Origin of the sequence: Kitasatospora sp. NPDC097643 (assembly GCF_040302625.1) — a bacterium.
Lineage (GTDB): Bacteria > Actinomycetota > Actinomycetes > Streptomycetales > Streptomycetaceae > Kitasatospora.
Genome location: NZ_JBEOSA010000005.1, coordinates 11,448 through 28,011 on the forward strand (window position 1 = coordinate 11,448; position 16,564 = coordinate 28,011).

At 74.6% G+C, this 16,564-nt stretch carries 14 protein-coding genes, 1 tRNA gene and 1 riboswitch; of the genes, 12 read left to right on the forward strand and 3 right to left on the reverse strand.

Annotated elements, in window-relative coordinates; translation table 11 throughout:
• Positions 1-476 precede the first annotated feature (476 nt).
• The 8 genes from ABTY15_RS05070 (at position 477) to ABTY15_RS05105 (ending at position 10,508) form a co-directional block, all read left to right on the forward strand.
• Positions 477-1,904, forward strand: coding sequence for an NsdA family TPR-like regulatory protein (locus tag ABTY15_RS05070; protein WP_350576201.1), 1,428 nt, complete (start codon positions 477-479; stop codon positions 1,902-1,904).
• 565 nt (positions 1,905-2,469) lie between these two features.
• On the forward strand, positions 2,470-4,047 hold the full coding sequence (locus ABTY15_RS05075; protein ID WP_350576204.1) for a TROVE domain-containing protein: 1,578 nt from the start codon (positions 2,470-2,472) through the stop codon (positions 4,045-4,047).
• Positions 4,048-4,188: 141 nt separating this feature from the next.
• Positions 4,189-5,424: an L-2-hydroxyglutarate dehydrogenase gene (gene lhgD, locus ABTY15_RS05080; protein ID WP_350576206.1), complete on the forward strand. Its 1,236-nt coding sequence runs from the start codon at positions 4,189-4,191 to the stop codon at positions 5,422-5,424.
• 136 nt (positions 5,425-5,560) lie between these two features.
• Positions 5,561-6,391: a tRNA (guanosine(46)-N7)-methyltransferase TrmB gene (gene trmB, locus ABTY15_RS05085; RefSeq protein ID WP_350576211.1), complete on the forward strand. Its 831-nt coding sequence runs from the start codon at positions 5,561-5,563 to the stop codon at positions 6,389-6,391.
• A gap of 115 nt (positions 6,392-6,506) precedes the next feature.
• Complete coding sequence (locus tag ABTY15_RS05090; RefSeq protein WP_350576217.1) at positions 6,507-7,787, forward strand: PrsW family intramembrane metalloprotease; 1,281 nt, start codon at positions 6,507-6,509, stop codon at positions 7,785-7,787.
• 72 nt (positions 7,788-7,859) lie between these two features.
• A tRNA-Met gene (locus tag ABTY15_RS05095) sits at positions 7,860-7,933 on the forward strand.
• A 201-nt stretch (positions 7,934-8,134) separates the two neighbouring features.
• The gene (locus tag ABTY15_RS05100; protein ID WP_350576220.1) at positions 8,135-8,971 is read left to right on the forward strand and encodes a hypothetical protein; all 837 of its coding nucleotides are present in this window, start codon (positions 8,135-8,137) and stop codon (positions 8,969-8,971) included.
• Positions 8,972-9,395: 424 nt separating this feature from the next.
• Positions 9,396-10,508, forward strand: coding sequence for a hypothetical protein (locus ABTY15_RS05105; protein ID WP_350576223.1), 1,113 nt, complete (start codon positions 9,396-9,398; stop codon positions 10,506-10,508).
• On the opposite strand, the gene ABTY15_RS05110 is transcribed toward ABTY15_RS05105, so the two are convergent.
• Positions 10,505-11,257, reverse strand: coding sequence for a hypothetical protein (locus tag ABTY15_RS05110; protein WP_350576226.1), 753 nt, complete (start codon positions 11,255-11,257; stop codon positions 10,505-10,507). The two genes, ABTY15_RS05105 and ABTY15_RS05110, sit on opposite strands and share 4 nt — an antisense overlap.
• 116 nt (positions 11,258-11,373) lie before the next feature.
• Positions 11,374-12,117, reverse strand: a complete 744-nt coding sequence (locus ABTY15_RS05115) for a sensor domain-containing protein (RefSeq protein WP_350576229.1) — start codon at positions 12,115-12,117, stop codon at positions 11,374-11,376.
• 244 nt (positions 12,118-12,361) lie between these two features.
• On the opposite strand from ABTY15_RS05115, the gene ABTY15_RS05120 reads away from it, so the two are divergent.
• The gene (locus tag ABTY15_RS05120; protein WP_350576232.1) at positions 12,362-13,246 is read left to right on the forward strand and encodes a hypothetical protein; all 885 of its coding nucleotides are present in this window, start codon (positions 12,362-12,364) and stop codon (positions 13,244-13,246) included.
• A gap of 122 nt (positions 13,247-13,368) precedes the next feature.
• Here the strand turns inward: ABTY15_RS05120 and ABTY15_RS05125 are convergent, their stop codons facing one another.
• The gene (locus ABTY15_RS05125) at positions 13,369-14,208 is read right to left on the reverse strand and encodes a M23 family metallopeptidase (protein ID WP_350576234.1); all 840 of its coding nucleotides are present in this window, start codon (positions 14,206-14,208) and stop codon (positions 13,369-13,371) included.
• 12 nt (positions 14,209-14,220) lie between these two features.
• Positions 14,221-14,379, reverse strand: a riboswitch (cyclic di-AMP (ydaO/yuaA leader).
• 218 nt (positions 14,380-14,597) lie between these two features.
• Here ABTY15_RS05125 and ABTY15_RS05130 point away from each other — a divergent pair.
• From ABTY15_RS05130 to ABTY15_RS05140, 3 genes are all read left to right on the forward strand, one after another.
• Complete coding sequence (locus tag ABTY15_RS05130; RefSeq protein WP_350576237.1) at positions 14,598-14,888, forward strand: YiaA/YiaB family inner membrane protein; 291 nt, start codon at positions 14,598-14,600, stop codon at positions 14,886-14,888.
• A 162-nt stretch (positions 14,889-15,050) separates the two neighbouring features.
• Complete coding sequence (locus ABTY15_RS05135; RefSeq protein ID WP_350576240.1) at positions 15,051-15,878, forward strand: alpha/beta fold hydrolase; 828 nt, start codon at positions 15,051-15,053, stop codon at positions 15,876-15,878.
• Between the two features lie 55 nt (positions 15,879-15,933).
• Positions 15,934-16,503, forward strand: coding sequence for a TetR/AcrR family transcriptional regulator (locus ABTY15_RS05140; RefSeq protein ID WP_350576242.1), 570 nt, complete (start codon positions 15,934-15,936; stop codon positions 16,501-16,503).
• Positions 16,504-16,564 lie beyond the last annotated feature (61 nt).

The following is a 16,564-nucleotide window of genomic DNA, read 5'->3' on the forward strand; positions in this document are numbered from 1 at the left end:
GGCCTCCCCCTCCCCGGCCCGGACCGCTCGCGGAAACGCCTTTGGCATGGGCATCGCGAGATGGCCGAAAGGCGTCGCCCGGTCCGGGAGGGCATCCGCACGCCCTCCCGGACCCGGCCGCCGCCCGCGGGGATTGAGGCGGCGGTTTCCCCCGGCCCGCCGGGTCCTCGACGGCGGGCCGACCCACGACCACCAGCGAATCGCCGACCAGCCGGTCGAGCCAGGGGGCACGGCCGGGCGCACGTGAACACGGGACCGGAGCACGACGCTCCGGCGCGCGGCGCACCCGGCCCGCTCCGGATGGTCCGGACCACTCGCGGCGACGGCCCGGCGCTGCGCCCCCGGGTGCGCGATCCCGCCATCCGGAATGCGGCCTCTTAACCGTCGGAACGCGTCCGACTACTCTAGGTACAGCAGCTACGGCCCGGTGCCGCCCGGGCCCCGCGCACGAGGCCGCAGGAGGTGCCGCCGCCACCATGACCGTCAGCCCACGAGGACCGAACGAACGGCTCGGCACGCTCCTGACCCTCGCCCAGATCAGCAACGCCGGGCTGGCCCGCCGGGTCAACGACCTCGGCGCCCAACGCGGGTTGACGTTGCGGTACGACAAGACCTCGGTGGCCCGCTGGGTCAGCAAGGGCATGGTCCCGCAGGGGCCCGTCCCGCACCTGATCGCCACCGCGATCGGCGGCAAGCTCGGCCGGCCCGTCCCGCTGGAGGAGATCGGCCTGGGCGACACCGACCCGGCGCCCGAACTCGGCCTGGCCTTCCCGCGCGACGTCGCCGAGGCGGTCCGCTCCGCCACCGACCTGTGGCGGGTCGACCTCGACCTGCGCCGGGGCCCCGGCGGCGGCCGGTGGAGCGACAGCCTGGCCGGCACCTTCTCGGTCGCCGCCTACGCGACGCCCGTCTCCCGCTGGCTGATCACCCCGGCGGACGGCTCGGTGGCCCGCGAGGCGCCGCGTGCCCCCAGCGAGGTCTCCTCCTACCGGGTCGGCCACTCGGACGCCGCCAAGCTCCGCGAGGCCGCCCAGGAGGCCCGCCGCTGGGACTCCAAGTACGGTGGCGGGGACTGGCGTTCGTCGATGGTGCCGGAGTGCCTGCGGGTGGAGGCGGCGCCGCTGCTGCTCGCCTCGTACAGCGACGCGGTGGGCCGGGCGCTGTTCGGCGCGACCGCCGAACTGACCAGGCTGGCCGGGTGGATGGCCTTCGACACCGGGCAGCACGAGGCCGCCCAGCGGTACTACATCCAGGCCCTGCGGCTGGCCCGCGCCGCCGCCGACGTGCCGCTCGGCGGCTACGTGCTCGCCTCGATGAGCTTGCAGGCCGGGTACCGGGGCTTCGCCGAGGAGGCGGTGGACCTCGCCCAGGCCGCACTGGAGCGAAACCGGGGCCTCGCCACCGCCCGCACCATGAGCTTCTTCCACCTGGTGGAAGCACGTGCCCAGGCCAAGGCCCGCAATGCCGCGGCGTGTGCGACGGCGCTCGGCGCGGCGGAGAGCGCACTCGAACGGGCACGCGCCGGGGATCCCGATCCGGCGTGGATCGACTTCTACGCCTACGACCGGCTCGCCGCCGACGCCGCCGAGTGCTTCCGGGACCTCGGAGTGCCCTCCAAGGTCCGGCAGTTCACCCGCGAGGCGCTGGCCACGCCCACCGAGGGCTTCGTCCGCTCGCACGGCCTGCGGCTGGTGGTCTCGGCGATGGCCGAGGCCGAGGCGGGCAACCTGGACGCCGCGGTCGCCGCGGGCGAACGCGCCGTCGAGGTGGCCGGCCGGATCTCCTCGCAGCGCAGCCGCGAGTACGTGGTGGAGATGCTGCGCCGCCTGGAGCCGTTCCAGGGCGAGCGCAGGGTGCGGGAGTTGACCGAGCGGGCCCGCACGGTGATCGTCGCGCCGGCCTGAACTCCCCTGGGACCGAAGGGGAAGGGCGACGGGTAATTCGGATGCGCCGACGGGAGCGGCCTCGCTACGGTTTCTCCCGTCCAGGTGCGCAGGCCGGGGTTACTTCCTTGAAACGGAGCGTGTCGCGGGTTCGAGTCCCGTCATCGGCTTCGGGCCGGTGTAGCTCAGTCGGTAGAGCAGCTATGACCTCAGCCGCCTTCGATCTCTGGACACCTACATGTGAATAGTTTTTCCGCACCTCCCGGTGCGTCGGCAGCGGTTACTTCTTGGCAAGGCGCCCTCAGGGCGCTGCGGTTCGAACCCGCGAAACACCGCAGCCGCCTTTGATCTCGGGAGGCAGTGCGCCGGGGTGCCCGGTGCGCAGGCGGGGGTTACTTCGGATCTTGGGGTTCCGGGTTCGAATCCCGGGCGTGCCGTGCGCGAGCGCGGCCGTTGGCGCAATCAGGTAGCGCGCAAGGCATTCACCTCCGTCGACGTCGGCCGCCGGGCCGACACGATCTCGGGCACCCCTTCTCCGCCATGCCTCCCTCCCGTGTTCCACCAGCAGGCCGAGGGGGGCCGCACCATGTCCCGATTCAACGTCCGCACCGCCCAGGCGAGTCCGCGCTCGGCGGTGACCACCACCGGCCGGCGCACCGTCAACCACAACGGGGGCCCCGGCTTCGTCCGGGACGCCAAGTCCGAGCTGTTCCTGCTCTCGGTGGCCAACATGGTCGGCCAGGACACCTTCTACGAGAACGCCGGCGACCGCGACGACCGCTACACCGCGCTGGTGCGCGAACTCGCCGTCGCCGACCCGGAGTGGACCCTCGGCCTGCTGCGCTGGCTGCGCTCCGACGGGCAGCTGCGCACCGCGGCCCTGGTCGGCGCCGCCGAGTTCACCCGCGCCCGGCTGGACGCCGGTGCCCACGGTTACTCCCGGCAGGCCGTCGACGCGGTGCTGCGGCGCGCCGACGAGCCCGGCGAACTGCTCGCCTACTGGACCTCCCGCTACGGCCGGGCGCTGCCCAAGCCGCTCAAGCGCGGCATCGCCGACGCCGTCCGCCGGCTCTACCACGCCCGCTCGCTGCTCAAGTACGACACCGCCGGCAAGGGCTACCGCTTCGGCGACGTCCTGGAGTTGACGCACCCCTCGCCGGACCCGGAGAAGCCGTGGCAGGGTGCGCTGTTCGAGTACGCGCTGGACCGCCGGCACCGCCCGGAGGAGGCCGTCCCGCCGGCCGCCGACCGGGTGCTGACCGCCAACCGCGAGCTGCTCGCGCTGCCGGTCGAGCAGCGCCGGGCGGCCGTGACCGCCGAGGGCGGCGCGGAGCGGTTGGCCGCGGCCGGGCTGACCTGGGAGGCGCTGGCCGGCTGGCTCCAGGGGCCGCTGGACGCCGCGGTCTGGGAGGCGGTCATCCCCTCGATGGGCCCGATGGCGTTGGTGCGCAACCTGCGCAACTTCGACCGGGCCCGGGTGTCGGACGCCGTCGCGGCCGAGGTGGCCCGGCGGATCTCCGACCCGGACGAGGTGCGGCGCTCGCGCCAGTTCCCGTTCCGCTACCTGGCCGCGTACCGGCACGCGCCCTCGCTGCGGTGGGCGCACGCACTGGAGACGGCGCTCGGCCACTCGCTCGCCAACGTGCCCGAGCTGCCCGGCCGGACGCTCATCCTGGTGGACCGCTCCGGCTCGATGTTCGACCGCTCCGGCGGCCCGACCGAGCTCAACCGGGCCGACTCGGCCGCGATCTTCGGCACCGCGCTGAAGTTGCGGGCCGCCGACGCGGACCTGGTCGAGTTCGGCACCAGCAGCCGGGTGATCGAGCTCGGCGGCGCCGAGGCGGTGCTGCGGGTGCTGGAGCGTTTCGGCAGCCTCGGCGGCACCGCCACCGCCGCCGCCCTCCGCAGCCACTACCGCGGCCACGACCGGGTGGTCATCGTCACCGACGAGCAGACCGGCCCCGGCTCCCGGGACGGCGACACGCTGGCCGCCGTCCCGGCGCACGTGCCCGTCTACACCTGGAACCTGGCCGGGTACGCGGCCGGCCACGGCCCGAGCGGCGGCGCCCACCGGCACACCTTCGGTGGCCTGAGCGACGCCGCGTTCCGGCTCATCCCGCTGCTGGAGGCCGGGACGGACACCGGCTTCCCCTGGGAGTCGTAGCGGCCCGGGGGCGACGAGCGGATCCGGAGCCCGCGTCCCGAGCCGCAGCCGCAGCCCGAGCCGAGGCACCCTCGACCCGGTCCCCCCGCCGTGGCAGCATCGGCCACGGCGGGGGGCCGGTCGGACGGCGAGGAGCGGACGGTGGCGTACGACGTCGACGTACTGGTGGTGGGCGGCGGGATCGTGGGCCTCGCCACCGCGTACGCGCTGACCCGGGCCCGGCCGGGCCTGCGGCTCGCGGTGCTGGAGAAGGAGCCCGGCTTCGCCACCCACCAGACGGGCCGCAACAGCGGGGTGATCCACAGCGGCGTCTACTACCGCCCGGGCTCGTACAAGGCCCGGTTCGCCGTCGAGGGCGCCGCCGAGCTGGTGGCGTTCTGCCGCGAGCACGGCGTCCCGTACGAGGTGACCGGCAAGCTGATCGTGGCCACCGAGGAGGCGGAGCTGCCCCGGCTGGCGGCGCTGGCCGAGCGCGGCCGGGCCAACGGCATCCCGGTCACCGGACTGGACCGGGCCGGGATCGCCCGGTACGAGCCGCAGGTGGCCGGTCTGGCCGGGCTGCACGTCGGCACCACCGGCATCTGCGACTTCCCGGCCGTCGCCACCACCTACGCCCGGCTGGCCCGGGAGGCGGGCGCGGTGCTGCGGCCCGGCTGCGAGCTGCGGGCGGTGGCCCGGCGGGCGGACGGGGTGACGGTGCAGACCTCGACCGGGGAGCTGCGCTGCCGGGTGCTGGTGAACTGCGCCGGGCTGCACAGCGACCGGATCGCCCGGCTGGCCGGGGACGACCCGGGGGTGCGGATCGTGCCGTTCCGCGGCGAGTACTACGAACTCGCCGAGGAGCGCCGGGACCTGGTGCGCGGCCTGGTCTACCCGGTGCCCGACCCGGCCTTCCCCTTCCTCGGCGTACACCTCACCCGGGGAGTCCACGGCGACGTGCACGTCGGCCCGAACGCGGTGCCGGCGCTGGCCCGCGAGGGGTACGACTGGCGGACCGTCCACCCGCGCGACCTGGCCGGGACGCTGGCCTTCCCCGGCACCTGGCGGATCGTCCGGCGGCACTGGCGGTACGAGGTGGGCGAGTTGCACCGCTCGCTGTCCAAGCGGGCGTTCACCGCGGCCGTCCGCCGGCTGCTGCCCGCCGTCACCGCGGACGACCTGGTGCCGGCCGGGGCCGGGGTCCGGGCCCAAGCGGTGGCCCGGGACGGCTCGCTGCTGGACGACTTCGCCTTCGCCGGCTTCGACCCGGCCGACCGGCGCTCCCCGCGCCGCGTGGTGCACGTGCTGAACGCCCCCTCCCCCGCCGCGACGGCCTCGCTGCCGATCGGCCGCGAGGTGGCCCGCCGGGCGCTGGCCGCGCTGGAGGCCGACGGCTGAGCCCCTCGGGGCCGGGCCCCACCGGACGGCCGGGCCGGCGGCAACGGCCCCGAGCCGGCCGATGCCGCCGTCATCGGATGAGCCCCGTCACACGCCCTGCGGACCGCGCCCGGCGGCCCCGTAGACTCGGGGGATTGTGACTGCCACCGCCCCGATCCCCCAGCAATCGCCGTCCGCCCGCCTGTCCGCCGCGCCGGCCGGCTATCCCGCGCCGATGTACCCGCACAAGGCGACGGAGGAACAGCACCGCGAACGCCGCATCCGCAGCTTCCAGCCGCGCCGGGGCCGGATGACCAACGCCCAGGCGGGCGCCCTGGACCGGGGCTGGGAGACCTACGGCATACCGATCGACGGCAGCCCGCTCGACCTGCGGGAGCTGTTCGGCGAGCTGCCGGTCACCTTGGAGATCGGCTTCGGCATGGGCGAGACCACCGCCGCGATGGCCGCCGCCGACCCGACGACGGCCATCCTGGCCGCCGACGTCCACACCCCCGGCCACGGCAACCTGCTCGGTCTGCTGGAGCGCGACGGCTCGCAGAACGTGCGGCTGGCCGCCGGCGACGCCGTGATCCTGCTCCGCGACATGCTGCCGGACGCCTCGCTGGCCGGTCTGCGGGTCTACTTCGCCGACCCGTGGCCCAAGCCCAAGCACCACAAGCGGCGGCTGGTCCAGCCGTCCTTCCTCGACCTCGTGCTGCCCCGGCTCGCCCCCGGCGCCCTGGTGCACTGCGCGACGGACTGGGAGCACTACGCCGAGCAGATGCTGGCCGTGCTGTCCGCCTCGCCGGAGCTGGAGAACCTGCACCCCGAGGGTGACGGCAGCGGCTGGCTGGAGCCGGCGGACCACCCGGACGGCAGCGTCCCCGGCTACGCGCCGCGGCCCGACTGGCGCCCGCTGACCAAGTTCGAGCGGGCCGGCCTGGCCAAGGGCCACGTGGTGCACGACCTGCTGTTCCGCCGCCGCTGAGCCCCGGCGGCGGTTCGAACGGACCGCCGCACGGTGAACGACCCGTCATGCCCCGGACGGACGATTCGTCCTGAGTCCTCCCGGCGGACGGGCGCGGTGGCCTACCCTGTGCCGGGTGGGCAGCCCGTCCGGCGGCGGGTTCCGGGCCACCGCCCGGGCCACCGCCGAGGCACCGGAGACGGTCCCGCGCACCGGTGACACCCGGACCATCCCGGGGCCCCGGAGGCGCCGGGTCCACCAGCTCGTGCCCTGGCCGCGCGGGTCGGCACCGCCCTCCCCCGCCGCGCCGCTCCCCCGGCGGTCCCGCTCGGTCGCGCTCTCCTCGGTCACCGCCACCGCCGTGCTCACCCTGCTCGGCTGCGGGGCGCTGATCCTGCACCTGGTCCACCGGCAGACCGGCACCGTCGGGCTGCTGGTCGGCCTCGGCCTGGCCATGGTGCCGCTGCCGTTCGTGCTCGGCGGCCTCGCCTGGCTCAACCTGACCGCCCGGGTACCGCTGCGGCACACCGTGTTCTGCCTCGGCTGGGGCGCCTGCGCGGCCACCACCGTCGCGATCCTCGCCAACAACTGGGCGGCCGGCTACCTGACCTCCCACCAGGGCGCGCTCGGCGAGTTCCTGGGCGCCGGCATCGCCACCCCGGTGATCGAGGAGACCGCCAAGGCCACCGCCCTGCTCGTCCTGCTCCTCCCGCTCGGCCAGCGGCTGCGCTGCCACGGCCGCCGGACCGGCCGCCCCTGCGCGCCGCTGCTGCACCGCCCGCCCGCCCCGGGGCACCCCCGCCCGTACGCGCGCCGCCCGGCCGGACCGCACGCCCGGGGCCGGCTGCGGCTGCGCCCCTACCTGCGCCCGCTGCCGTACCTGCGCCCCGCGCCGCCCGGCGGGCCGCACCGGCGCTCCCGGCCGCGCACCCTGGCGGCGGGGGTGGTCCTCGGCGGGATGGCCGCCTGCGGCTTCGCGTTCATCGAGAACGCCCTCTACCTGGGCCGGGCCTTCACCAGCGACCAGCGGCAGCGGCTGGACAGCATCGGCCTCGGCGACCCGCCCAGCCTGCGCGACTTCGACAGCACCGTGCAGACCTTCGTGCTGCGCGGCCTGCTCTCCCCGTTCGCCCACCCGCTCTTCACCGCGCTCACCGGGATCGGCCTGGCCGTCGCCCTCACCACCGGCCGCCGCTGGCTGGCCCGGCTGGCCGGCCCGACCGGACTGCTGGCGGCAATCGCCCTGCACGGCACCTGGAACGCCGCCGCCGACCTCGGCACGGACGGCTTCCTGGTGGTGTACGGGGTGCTGATGGTGCCCTGCTTCGGCGCGCTGGTCTGCTTCGCCGCCTGGGCGCGGTCCCGTACGGCACGGCACACCGCCCGGCGCGGACGGCGGGCCGCCGAGGCGGCGTAGCGCCTGGTGGCAGGGGGTCCGGGGAACGGATTTCCCATCCTGGCGACTTCCACGTATTGTTGTGTTCACCGACGCGGGGTGGAGCAGCTCGGTAGCTCGCTGGGCTCATAACCCAGAGGTCGCAGGTTCAAATCCTGTCCCCGCTACTCAGTAGCCGAAGGGCCCGGAGGATTCGTCCTCCGGGCCCTTCGCCGTTTCCCGGCACGGTGAGGGCACGGTCGCAGCACGAAGCTGTAACGGGGGCCCTTTCCAGGATGTGCTGTCCGTGGGCTGATCGATACTGAGGGGCAATTTTGCCCCCATGGGGCGCGCGCGCATCCGCCGTGCCCGAGATAGGACACCCCCACATGCTGTCGAAGCGCCTGGTCAGCACTGCCACCATCTGTCTGCTCCTGGCGGCCGGCACCGCCGCCTGCGGTGACAACAAGGACAAGGAGACGGCCGCCGCCCCGGCGCCGACCACCGCCGCCACCAGCGCGGCGTCGACCCCGACCGCCACGCCGACCCCGACCCCGACGGTCGCGAAGCTGGACACCGACAAGCTGACCGCGCAGGAGATCGAGAAGCAGGCCAAGGACGCCCTGGCCGCGGCCACCGCCGTCAAGATCGTCGCCGACATGAAGACGGAGGAGGGCAAGCTGAGCTTCAACCTGGCCCTCGACCGCAAGGGCCAGTGCCAGGGCACCATGGCCATGCCCGGCATGGGCTCCTTCGACATCATCAGCGACGGCAAGCAGGCCTACATCAAGCCGGACGCCCAGGTCTGGAAGACCTTCGGCGGCCCGAAGGGCGACGCGATCGCCGAGCTGTTCAAGGGCCGCTGGCTGACCGGCTTCCAGGACGACGCCAAGATGAAGGGCCTGACCTCCAGCTGCAACCTCGCCGACATGAGCAAGGAGATGATGGCGGACGACACGCCGAGCACCGCCAGCAAGGGCACCGCCGGCACCGTCAACGGCGTGAAGACCTTCAGCCTCAAGGAGAAGGACGAGAACGGCGAGGAGTCGCTGCTCCACATCGCCACCGAGGGCAAGTTCTACCCGGTGCGGATGGAGAAGACCACCGGCAAGGAGACCGGCCAGGTCGACTTCACCGACTTCGACAAGCCGCTCACCCTCCAGCTGCCGTCGCCCGACAACATCGTCGACTACTCGAAGTTCCAGACCCAGCTCAAGAGCGCCTGAGCACCCTGGACCGCCCGGGCGGCGGCCGGGAAATAATCCGTTGCCCTCCGCCCGGTGGGCTGCCTATGGTGGCGGCACACTGAAAGGAGGTGATCCTGAGTTGAGTTCCATCAGGATGCGTGAGGTGGCTGCTCGCTAGAGCCGCCCCTGCCTGCGCAGGGTGAGGCCCCTGGCCTCCGGCAGGCGAAATCCACAGCAGTCACCCGGCCCGCGGGCTCACCGGTACATCCCCGGTGCCTCGGCGCCTTGGCCAGTGCACGGGCCGGCGCGGAGGAGCAGCCCGCGGGTCGTCTGCGTTTTCCGGGGCCGTCCGGTGAGTGTGTCGTACCCACGGCCGTCCCGGGTCGTTCCCGAGGTGGGGCCGCAGCGCTACAGTCTGCGCGGGGTTCCGCAACGCAGCGGCGCGGGCACAGGGGGTAGGCGGATGGTGAAGGCGCGGCAGGGCACCACGACGGCCCTGCGGACCGTGCAGCGGACGGCGGCCGGCGCGCTGGCCGGGACCGGGCTGGTCGGGCTGCTGCTGTTCTCGTTCGGCCGGGAGCACGTCTGGCAGGCGCTCGGCGGCGGACTGGTGGTGGCCGGGGCCTCGGCGGTGCTCGGCGGCGCGCTCGGCTTCCTGTTCGGGGTGCCCCGGGTGCGCGGCGGCGCCGGCGAGCCGCAGGGCACGTACGCGCCGAACACCAACCTGGAGCAGGTGTCGGACTGGCTGACCAAGGTGCTGCTCGGCGTCGGGCTGACCCAGCTCGGCTCGCTCGGCGAGCGGCTGCACCAGCTCGGGGCGGCGCTGGCGCCCGCGCTCGGCGGGGAGGACGGCGCCGCGCCGTTCGCGGCCGCGCTGGTGCTGTACTTCCTGGTCTTCGGGTTCCTGGCCGGCTGGCTGGTGACCCGCCTGACCCTGCCGCAGGTGCTGACCAACGCCGACGACCAGGCGCTGGAGCTCTTCCTCGCCGGGCAGGACCGCGACCGGCGGGGCGACAAGGTGGGCGCCGACGACCTGCGGGTGCGCGCGATGCAGCACCTCGGGCTGCTGGGCGGCAGCGCGGAGCAGCCCGCCGCGCTGGCGGCTCAGCTGCCGCCCTCCTCCTCGGCCTCGGCCGGGCCGGAGGGCGTGGTGGCGGAGGTCCGGTCGACCGCGCGCCGCTCGGCGCTCACCGCCGACCAGGTGCGGGACCTGTTCGCGGACGGTTCGGAGGGCCGCCGGATCCAGGCGCTCGCGCTGATGCAGGGCGACCCCGCGCTAGCCGACCTGCCGAGCGTGCTGGAGGCGATCGAGCGGCCCCGCTCGGGCTTCGAGCAGTACCACGCGCTGCTGGCCGCCCGGGGCCTGCTCTCCCGGCTGCCCGCCGGCGAGGCGCAGCGGCTGCGCGACGCGGTGGCCGGTCAGCTGGTGCTGCCGGACGGCATCCCGTACGGCTCGGACCGCAGCTGGCTGGCGGAGAAGATACTGTCCCGGCTTCAGGTCGCGGCGTTCCTGCCTCAGCAGTCGGCCGCACCGGCCCCCGCCCCGGTGGAGGCGCCCCCGGTGGAGAACCCCTAAGGCGCAACCCCGGCTCCGGGCGTGGCGGCCCGGCGGCGGTGGTCGGCGGCCCGCAGCACCAGGACGCGCCGGGTGCGCCCGTCCCCGGCGCCCGGGAGGCGGTGGACCTCGCTGGCGATCCGGCGCTCGCCGAGCGCGTACCGCAGCCCGTCGAGGTGGCCGCAGCGGCGGCCGCGGCCGTCGCACAGCGGCTGGACGCGGACCTCGCCGGCCGGGGAGGTGACCCGGACCAGTTCCGCCAGTGCCGCCAACTGCCGCTCCGGGCCGAAGACTTCGGGGTAGGCGAAGAGCAGGTGGCCGCTCAGGGTGAGGGCGAAGACGCCGTCCGCGAACGGCAGCCGGGGCAGCGCGGCGGCCAGGTACCACTGTGGGTGGGCGGCCGCGTCGGCGGTGAACAGCCGGCGGGCGCGGTCCCAGCTGCGCAGGTAGCGGTCCGCGCGGTGGGGGTGCGGCGGCGGGTACCGGGCCGGGCGGGCCGCCATCGCGGCCGCCATCGACGCCCGGCCGGCCAGCGCGTGGGCGGCGACCTCGGCCCGGGGCAGGGCGTACGCGGGGTCGACGGCGATGACCCGGCAGCCGAGCCCGCGCGCCTCGGCGGCCAGTCCGGCGGCGCCGCCCGGGCAGTCCAGCAGCGGTCCGGGCAGGGCGGCGAGCCGGGCCCGGGTGAGGCCGAAGAGCCCGCAGTACTCGTCCAGCGGGCGGGAGGTGACCAGGACGCCCGGGGTCACGGCCGGGGTTTCGGCGGACACCCGGCCATCCGAACACGGCCCGGCCCCGTCCGCACTCGGGAGCGGATCCGGAGTGCGGACGGGGCCGGGTGGGGCCGGGTGGGGCCGGTTCGGGCGGGCTGAGCGGCGGGCGCGGGTCAGCCGGCGAGCAGGCCCCGGACGGCGACCCGGTGCACCTTGGTCAGGCCGCGGACCAGCTGCGCGGTGAGCAGGACGATCAGCAGCCCGGCCAGCGAGACCCCGGCGATCTGCCAGACCCCCTGGACGTCGTACACGTGCCGGACGTTGTCGCTGTCGCGGAAGTCGAAGACCCGGTACCCGTGCCAGGAGGTGTAGGTCGGGAAGACCCAGTGGTAGACCGGGTAGAGCGCCATCGCCCAGCCGAGCACCAGGAACACCAGCGACACCGAGAAGGCGAACACCGCCCACGGGAACATCAGCACCTGGTACAGCGCGCCCTTCCAGCCCGCCGCGTCCGCCAGCCGCGCGGTGATCGCCCCCCAGCCGCCCGGCCGGACCTGACGCACCGGTGCCGGACCGGGCACGTCCAGGGCCAGCATGCCGCGCGCCCGGGCCCGCTCCAGCCGGCCGAAGCCGCGGCCGGCGGCGGTCAGCCCGGCCAGCATCGGCAGGCCGAGGACGGTGACGAAGGTGCCGACGCCCAGCGCGAACAGGGTGATCGCGACGCTGAAGCCGGCGACCGCCACCGGCAGGCCGGTCAGCAGGAAGCCGAGCTCGCGGTAGTGGTGCGCGGAGAACGGCGCCCGCCAGAACGCCGGCGGCTGCTCCGTCCGGCGCACCCGGGCGCCCGGGTACCCGTCACGGCCGTACCCGCCGAAGGCGTCCCGGTCGCGGTCCTGCGCGTGCTGGATGCTGCTCATGTTCCGGCCTCGGCCCCTCGTTCTCGGCTGCTGCTGTCCTCGCCTGCTGACGTCCTCAAGTCTTCTGGAACCGCGGGCCGGAGGGCATCCGGTGCGCTGCCGGACCGGGGGTGGGGTTAACCCCCCGGTCGGTCGACGGCGCCCGGGGTTCGGTGGTGCTCGCGGACGGCCGGGCGCGGGCCGGTGACGCGGACCGGGACCAGGCTGCCGACCCCACCCGCGACCAGCGGTTACCGTTCGGGCTATGAACGACGAAGACCTGCGGCTCGCCCCGCGCACCAGGGCCGCCGACCTGCTCGCCTGGGCGGCGGAGCAGGGCCGCACCCCGGTGGCCGAGGCGCCGCTGCGCACGGTGCTGGCGCTGCTGGAGCTGGGCGGGGGCAGGATGCACGACGGCTGGCCCGAGCTGACCTCGAACGCGGTGGAGCACCTGCTGTACGAACGACTCCACCTGTACGTCCAACCCGCGCCGGAGGAGGACCCGTTGGCGTACGGCGAGGCGGTCCGACTGCTGATCGACCACCAGCGGGCGGCCCGGCGGCTGAACGCCAAGCGCCAGGAGCGGCTGCACGCCGAGGCCGAGTGGCAGGGCGAGGTCGCCGCCGGGCTGCTGCGCCGCGCCGACCTGGTCACCTGGCCCCGGCTGTACGCCCTGCTGCTGCACGCGCACGACGTGGACCTCACAGACGGGGCGGACGGCGCGGCGGTACGGGACTGGCTGACCGGCTTCCGCGCACTCGCGGAGGAGGAGCGGCTGGCCGCGTTCGCCGCACTGGTGCCGACCGGCTGGCTGGACGAGATCGACGAGCAGGGGTGGGGGCCGGCCCGGGTGCTCTCGGTCGGCATGGCCACCGACGGCGCGCGCCGACTGCTGGAGCAGGGCCTGATGCGGCGCAGCTACCGCAACCTGGCCGAGCTGACCGCCCTCGGGCGGCCGATGCCGGACGAACTGGCCGGGGACTTCGGGCAGTTCGAGGACGCGGCGGCGGAGGCGGCGCTCGTGCTGTGCGGGGAGTGGACGGTACCGGGGCTGCCGCGGCTGCTGATCGAGGAGTTCCCGGAGCTCGCGCCGGAGCCCGGGCAGGAGGAGATCGACGCGTACCTGGCGCAGCTGCCGCCGGAGGAGTGAGCGCGAGGGCCCCGGCCGCCGTGGGGCGGGCCGGGGCCCTCGTCGTTCGGGGGTGTCGCCGTTCGGGGTCCTCGTCGTGCGGGTCCTCGTCGTGCGGGTCCTCGTCGTGCGGGGGTGTCGCGTCAGGGGTTGAGGCCGTGCTGCTGGAGCCAGGTCTCCGGGTCGACCGGGGCGCCGCCACCGGGGCGGACCTCCAGGTGCAGGTGCGGGCCGGTGACGTTGCCGGTCGCGCCGACCTTGCCGATCTGCTGGCCGGAGGCGACCTTGCCGGAGGCCTTGTTGATCGCGGAGAGGTGGTTGTACCAGATCTCGGTGCCGTCGGGCAGGGTCTCGATGATCCGGTAGCCGTACGCGCCGGCCCAGCCGGCCGAGGTGATGGTGCCCTGGCCGATCGCGTACACCGGGGTGCCGGTGTCGGCGGCGAAGTCCAGGCCGGTGTGCAGGTGCGCCCAGTAGCGGGCGCTCTGGCCGTAGTGGGCGGAGAGGTAGTAGTCGCGCAACGGCAGGGTGAGCGCGGCGGCCTTGGCCTTCTCGGCGTCCTCGGCGGCCTTCTTCGCCTCGGCCTCCTTGGCGGCGGCCTTCGCCTCGGCCTCCTGCGCGGCCTGCACGCGGGCGCTCTCCTCGGCGGCGGTGCGCTGGCTGTCGGCCTGAAGCTGGATGCGGGCGGCGAGCGCGAGGCCGGGGTCGGCGGAGAGGGCGACCGGGGTCTCGTCCGGGGCCTCGACGGCGGGCGCGGCGGCCGGGGTGGCGGAGGCGAAGCCGGTCGCGCCCAGGGTGGCGGCGACCGCGGTGACGCCGAGCAGCGGGGAGGCCCCGCGGGTCTGACGCGGCATCCGGTGGCGGTTGGCCTCGGCCTCCGGGCCCGGGAATCCCTCCTCGGGCCCGTCCGGCGCGGGGTGGTCGAGGAGCTGGGTACCGGCTGCGGGGCCGGCGGGGTGTGCCGGGGTGTGCGTCGACGCCACGGAGGCGCGCTCCTTTCCTTCCTTCGCGCCTACCGGGTTAGCTGACGGGTTCGGAGCAGGAAGGTCTCCTACGGCCGGGCCGGAGCCCCGCCGATTCACCCCAAGGAACGTGGTTCCCCGGCTCCCTGACCTGCCCGGAGGCCGGCCGGCGGGATTAGGCGACGGCGCACGGTGCCGTCTGGGTACGGCGTTGACGACCGCGCTGCGTTATCAAACGTTAATCCTAGGGCGCCCTGATTCCAAGCCATCGGCCCACCCTTCGCCGCACCCTTCGCCGCACCCTCCGCCCTCACCGGCACCACCCCGCACGATGGGGCGTCAACGAACGACCCCTTATCTGAGTACCCGTACTCATGTGTCGGCGACCTGGCCGACCGCATCCTGGCGGCATGAGCGCACCGATGCAGACACGCACCACGGCCGCGTACTACATCCAGGCCGTCCTGTCCTTCGCCCTGTCCGGCAGTGCCCTCGCTGTCGGCATCGCCTACCTGCCGGTCGGCGGCTGGACCCGGGCCTTCCTCGGGATCGGCCTGCTCTACACCGTCACCTCCTCGTTCACGCTGGCCAAGGTGGTGCGGGACCGGCAGGAGACCAACGAGATGGTCACCCGGGTGGACCAGGCCCGGCTGGAGAAGCTGCTCAGCGAGCACGACCCGTTCAAGGTCGAGGGGGTCTGAGGGGGTCTGAGCACGTCTGAGCGGGTCCGGGCGCCCGAGCGGGTCGCGACGAGCAGGATCGACTTCGGGTCGATGGCTTGACGGCTAAGGCTATTAGCCTTAGCTTTATGGCTATCGGCAGCACCGCCGATGACAGTCCCCGGCGGACCGAGGAGGCCCACCATGAACGGCACCAGCACCCCCGCCACCCAGTACCTCGACGTCCCCGGCGGCCGGATCGCCTACGACGACACCCGGCAGGGCGACGGCGCCCCCGTCGTCCTGCTCCCCGGGATGCTCGACACCCGCGCCGCCTACCGGCACCTCCACCCGCTGCTCACGGCCGCCGGCCGCCGGGTGATCACCATGGACCTGCGCGGCTTCGGCGAGTCCTCGATCGTCTGGGACGACTACTCCCCCGCCGCGATCGCCACCGACGTCCTCGCCCTGCTGGACCACCTCGACATCGACCGCGCCGTCCTGGTCGGCAACTCCTACACCGGCGCGACCGTGGTCAAGCTCGCCGGGGACGCCCCCGAGCGGGTCGCCGGCATCGTCCTCCTCGACGCCTTCGTCGAGAACCTCCCGCCGAACGCCCTCATGCGCGGCGTCGTCCACGCCATGGGCACGATGCTCGTCCACTGGCCCGCCTTCTGGGGCTTCTACCACCGCAAGATGGCCTACCCCGGTGCCAAGCCCGCGGACTTCGACGCGTACGTGAACGGGCTCGTCGCCGCCATGCGCACCCCCGGCCGCAAGACCGCCATCCGCGGCCACGTGCGCGGCGACTCGGCACCGATCGGCTGGAGCGCCGCCGTCCACTGCCCGGCGCTCGTCCTGATGGGCAGCAAGGACCCCGACTTCCCGAAGCCCGAACTGGTCGCCGACCGGCAGGCCGCCGCGCTCAAGGCGCGGAAGGTGATGATCGAAGGGTCCGGGCACTACCCGATGGCCGACAACCCGCAGGCCACCGCCGAGGCCCTGCTGCCCTTCCTCGCCGAACTCGGCTGACCCGCCGGACCCGCCCGACTCGCCCGACCACCGCTGCCACGGAGAACCCGACACCATGCCCCGCGTAGGCCTCACCCCCGAGCAGGTCGTCGACCACGCCCTCGCCCTCATCGACGAGCAGGGCACCGACGCCCTCACCCTCGCCGCCGTCGCCGCCCGGGCCGGCGTCGCCACCCCCTCGCTGTACAAGCACGTCAGCGGCGGACTCGCCGAACTGCGCCGGCTGATCGCCGTCCGGGTCACCGAGGAGCTCGCCGACCGGCTCGCCGAGGCCGCCGTCGGCCGCAGCGGGGACGACGCCGTCGCCGCCGTGCTGCGCGCCTACCACGCGTACGCCACCGAACACCCGCACCGCTACAACGCCCTCCCCCAGGCCCCGCAGCCCGACGACGACCTCACCCGCGCGGCGACCCGGCTGGTCGGAGTGATCATCGCCGTCCTGCGGGAGTACGGCCTCGACGGCCCCGAGGCGATCCACGCCGCCCGCACCGTCCGCTCCCTCGCCCACGGCTTCGCCTCCCTCTCCATCACCGGCGCGTTCCAGCTCGCCGAGGACCTCACCACCACCCAGACCCGCCTCATCACGCTCCTCACCAACGGCCTCCACAGCTGGCCCTCCCCCTGAGCGGAGGGCGGACGCCGGTGCCGGTGGGACGGCCGGGTCACCATTGATCCGCATAAGAAAT

Excerpts from the sequence above, each read along its gene's own strand:
- ABTY15_RS05070 (WP_350576201.1), top strand. The coding sequence starts at position 477 with ATGACCGTCAGCCCACGAGGACCGAACGAACGGCTCGGCACGCTCCTG.
- ABTY15_RS05075 (WP_350576204.1), top strand. The coding sequence starts at position 2,470 with ATGTCCCGATTCAACGTCCGCACCGCCCAGGCGAGTCCGCGCTCGGCG.
- ABTY15_RS05100 (WP_350576220.1), top strand. The coding sequence starts at position 8,135 with ATGCTGTCGAAGCGCCTGGTCAGCACTGCCACCATCTGTCTGCTCCTG.
- ABTY15_RS05105 (WP_350576223.1), top strand. The coding sequence starts at position 9,396 with ATGGTGAAGGCGCGGCAGGGCACCACGACGGCCCTGCGGACCGTGCAG.
- ABTY15_RS05115 (WP_350576229.1), bottom strand. The coding sequence starts at position 12,117 with ATGAGCAGCATCCAGCACGCGCAGGACCGCGACCGGGACGCCTTCGGC.
- ABTY15_RS05120 (WP_350576232.1), top strand. The coding sequence starts at position 12,362 with ATGAACGACGAAGACCTGCGGCTCGCCCCGCGCACCAGGGCCGCCGAC.
- ABTY15_RS05130 (WP_350576237.1), top strand. The coding sequence starts at position 14,598 with ATGAGCGCACCGATGCAGACACGCACCACGGCCGCGTACTACATCCAG.
- ABTY15_RS05135 (WP_350576240.1), top strand. The coding sequence starts at position 15,051 with ATGAACGGCACCAGCACCCCCGCCACCCAGTACCTCGACGTCCCCGGC.
- ABTY15_RS05140 (WP_350576242.1), top strand. The coding sequence starts at position 15,934 with ATGCCCCGCGTAGGCCTCACCCCCGAGCAGGTCGTCGACCACGCCCTC.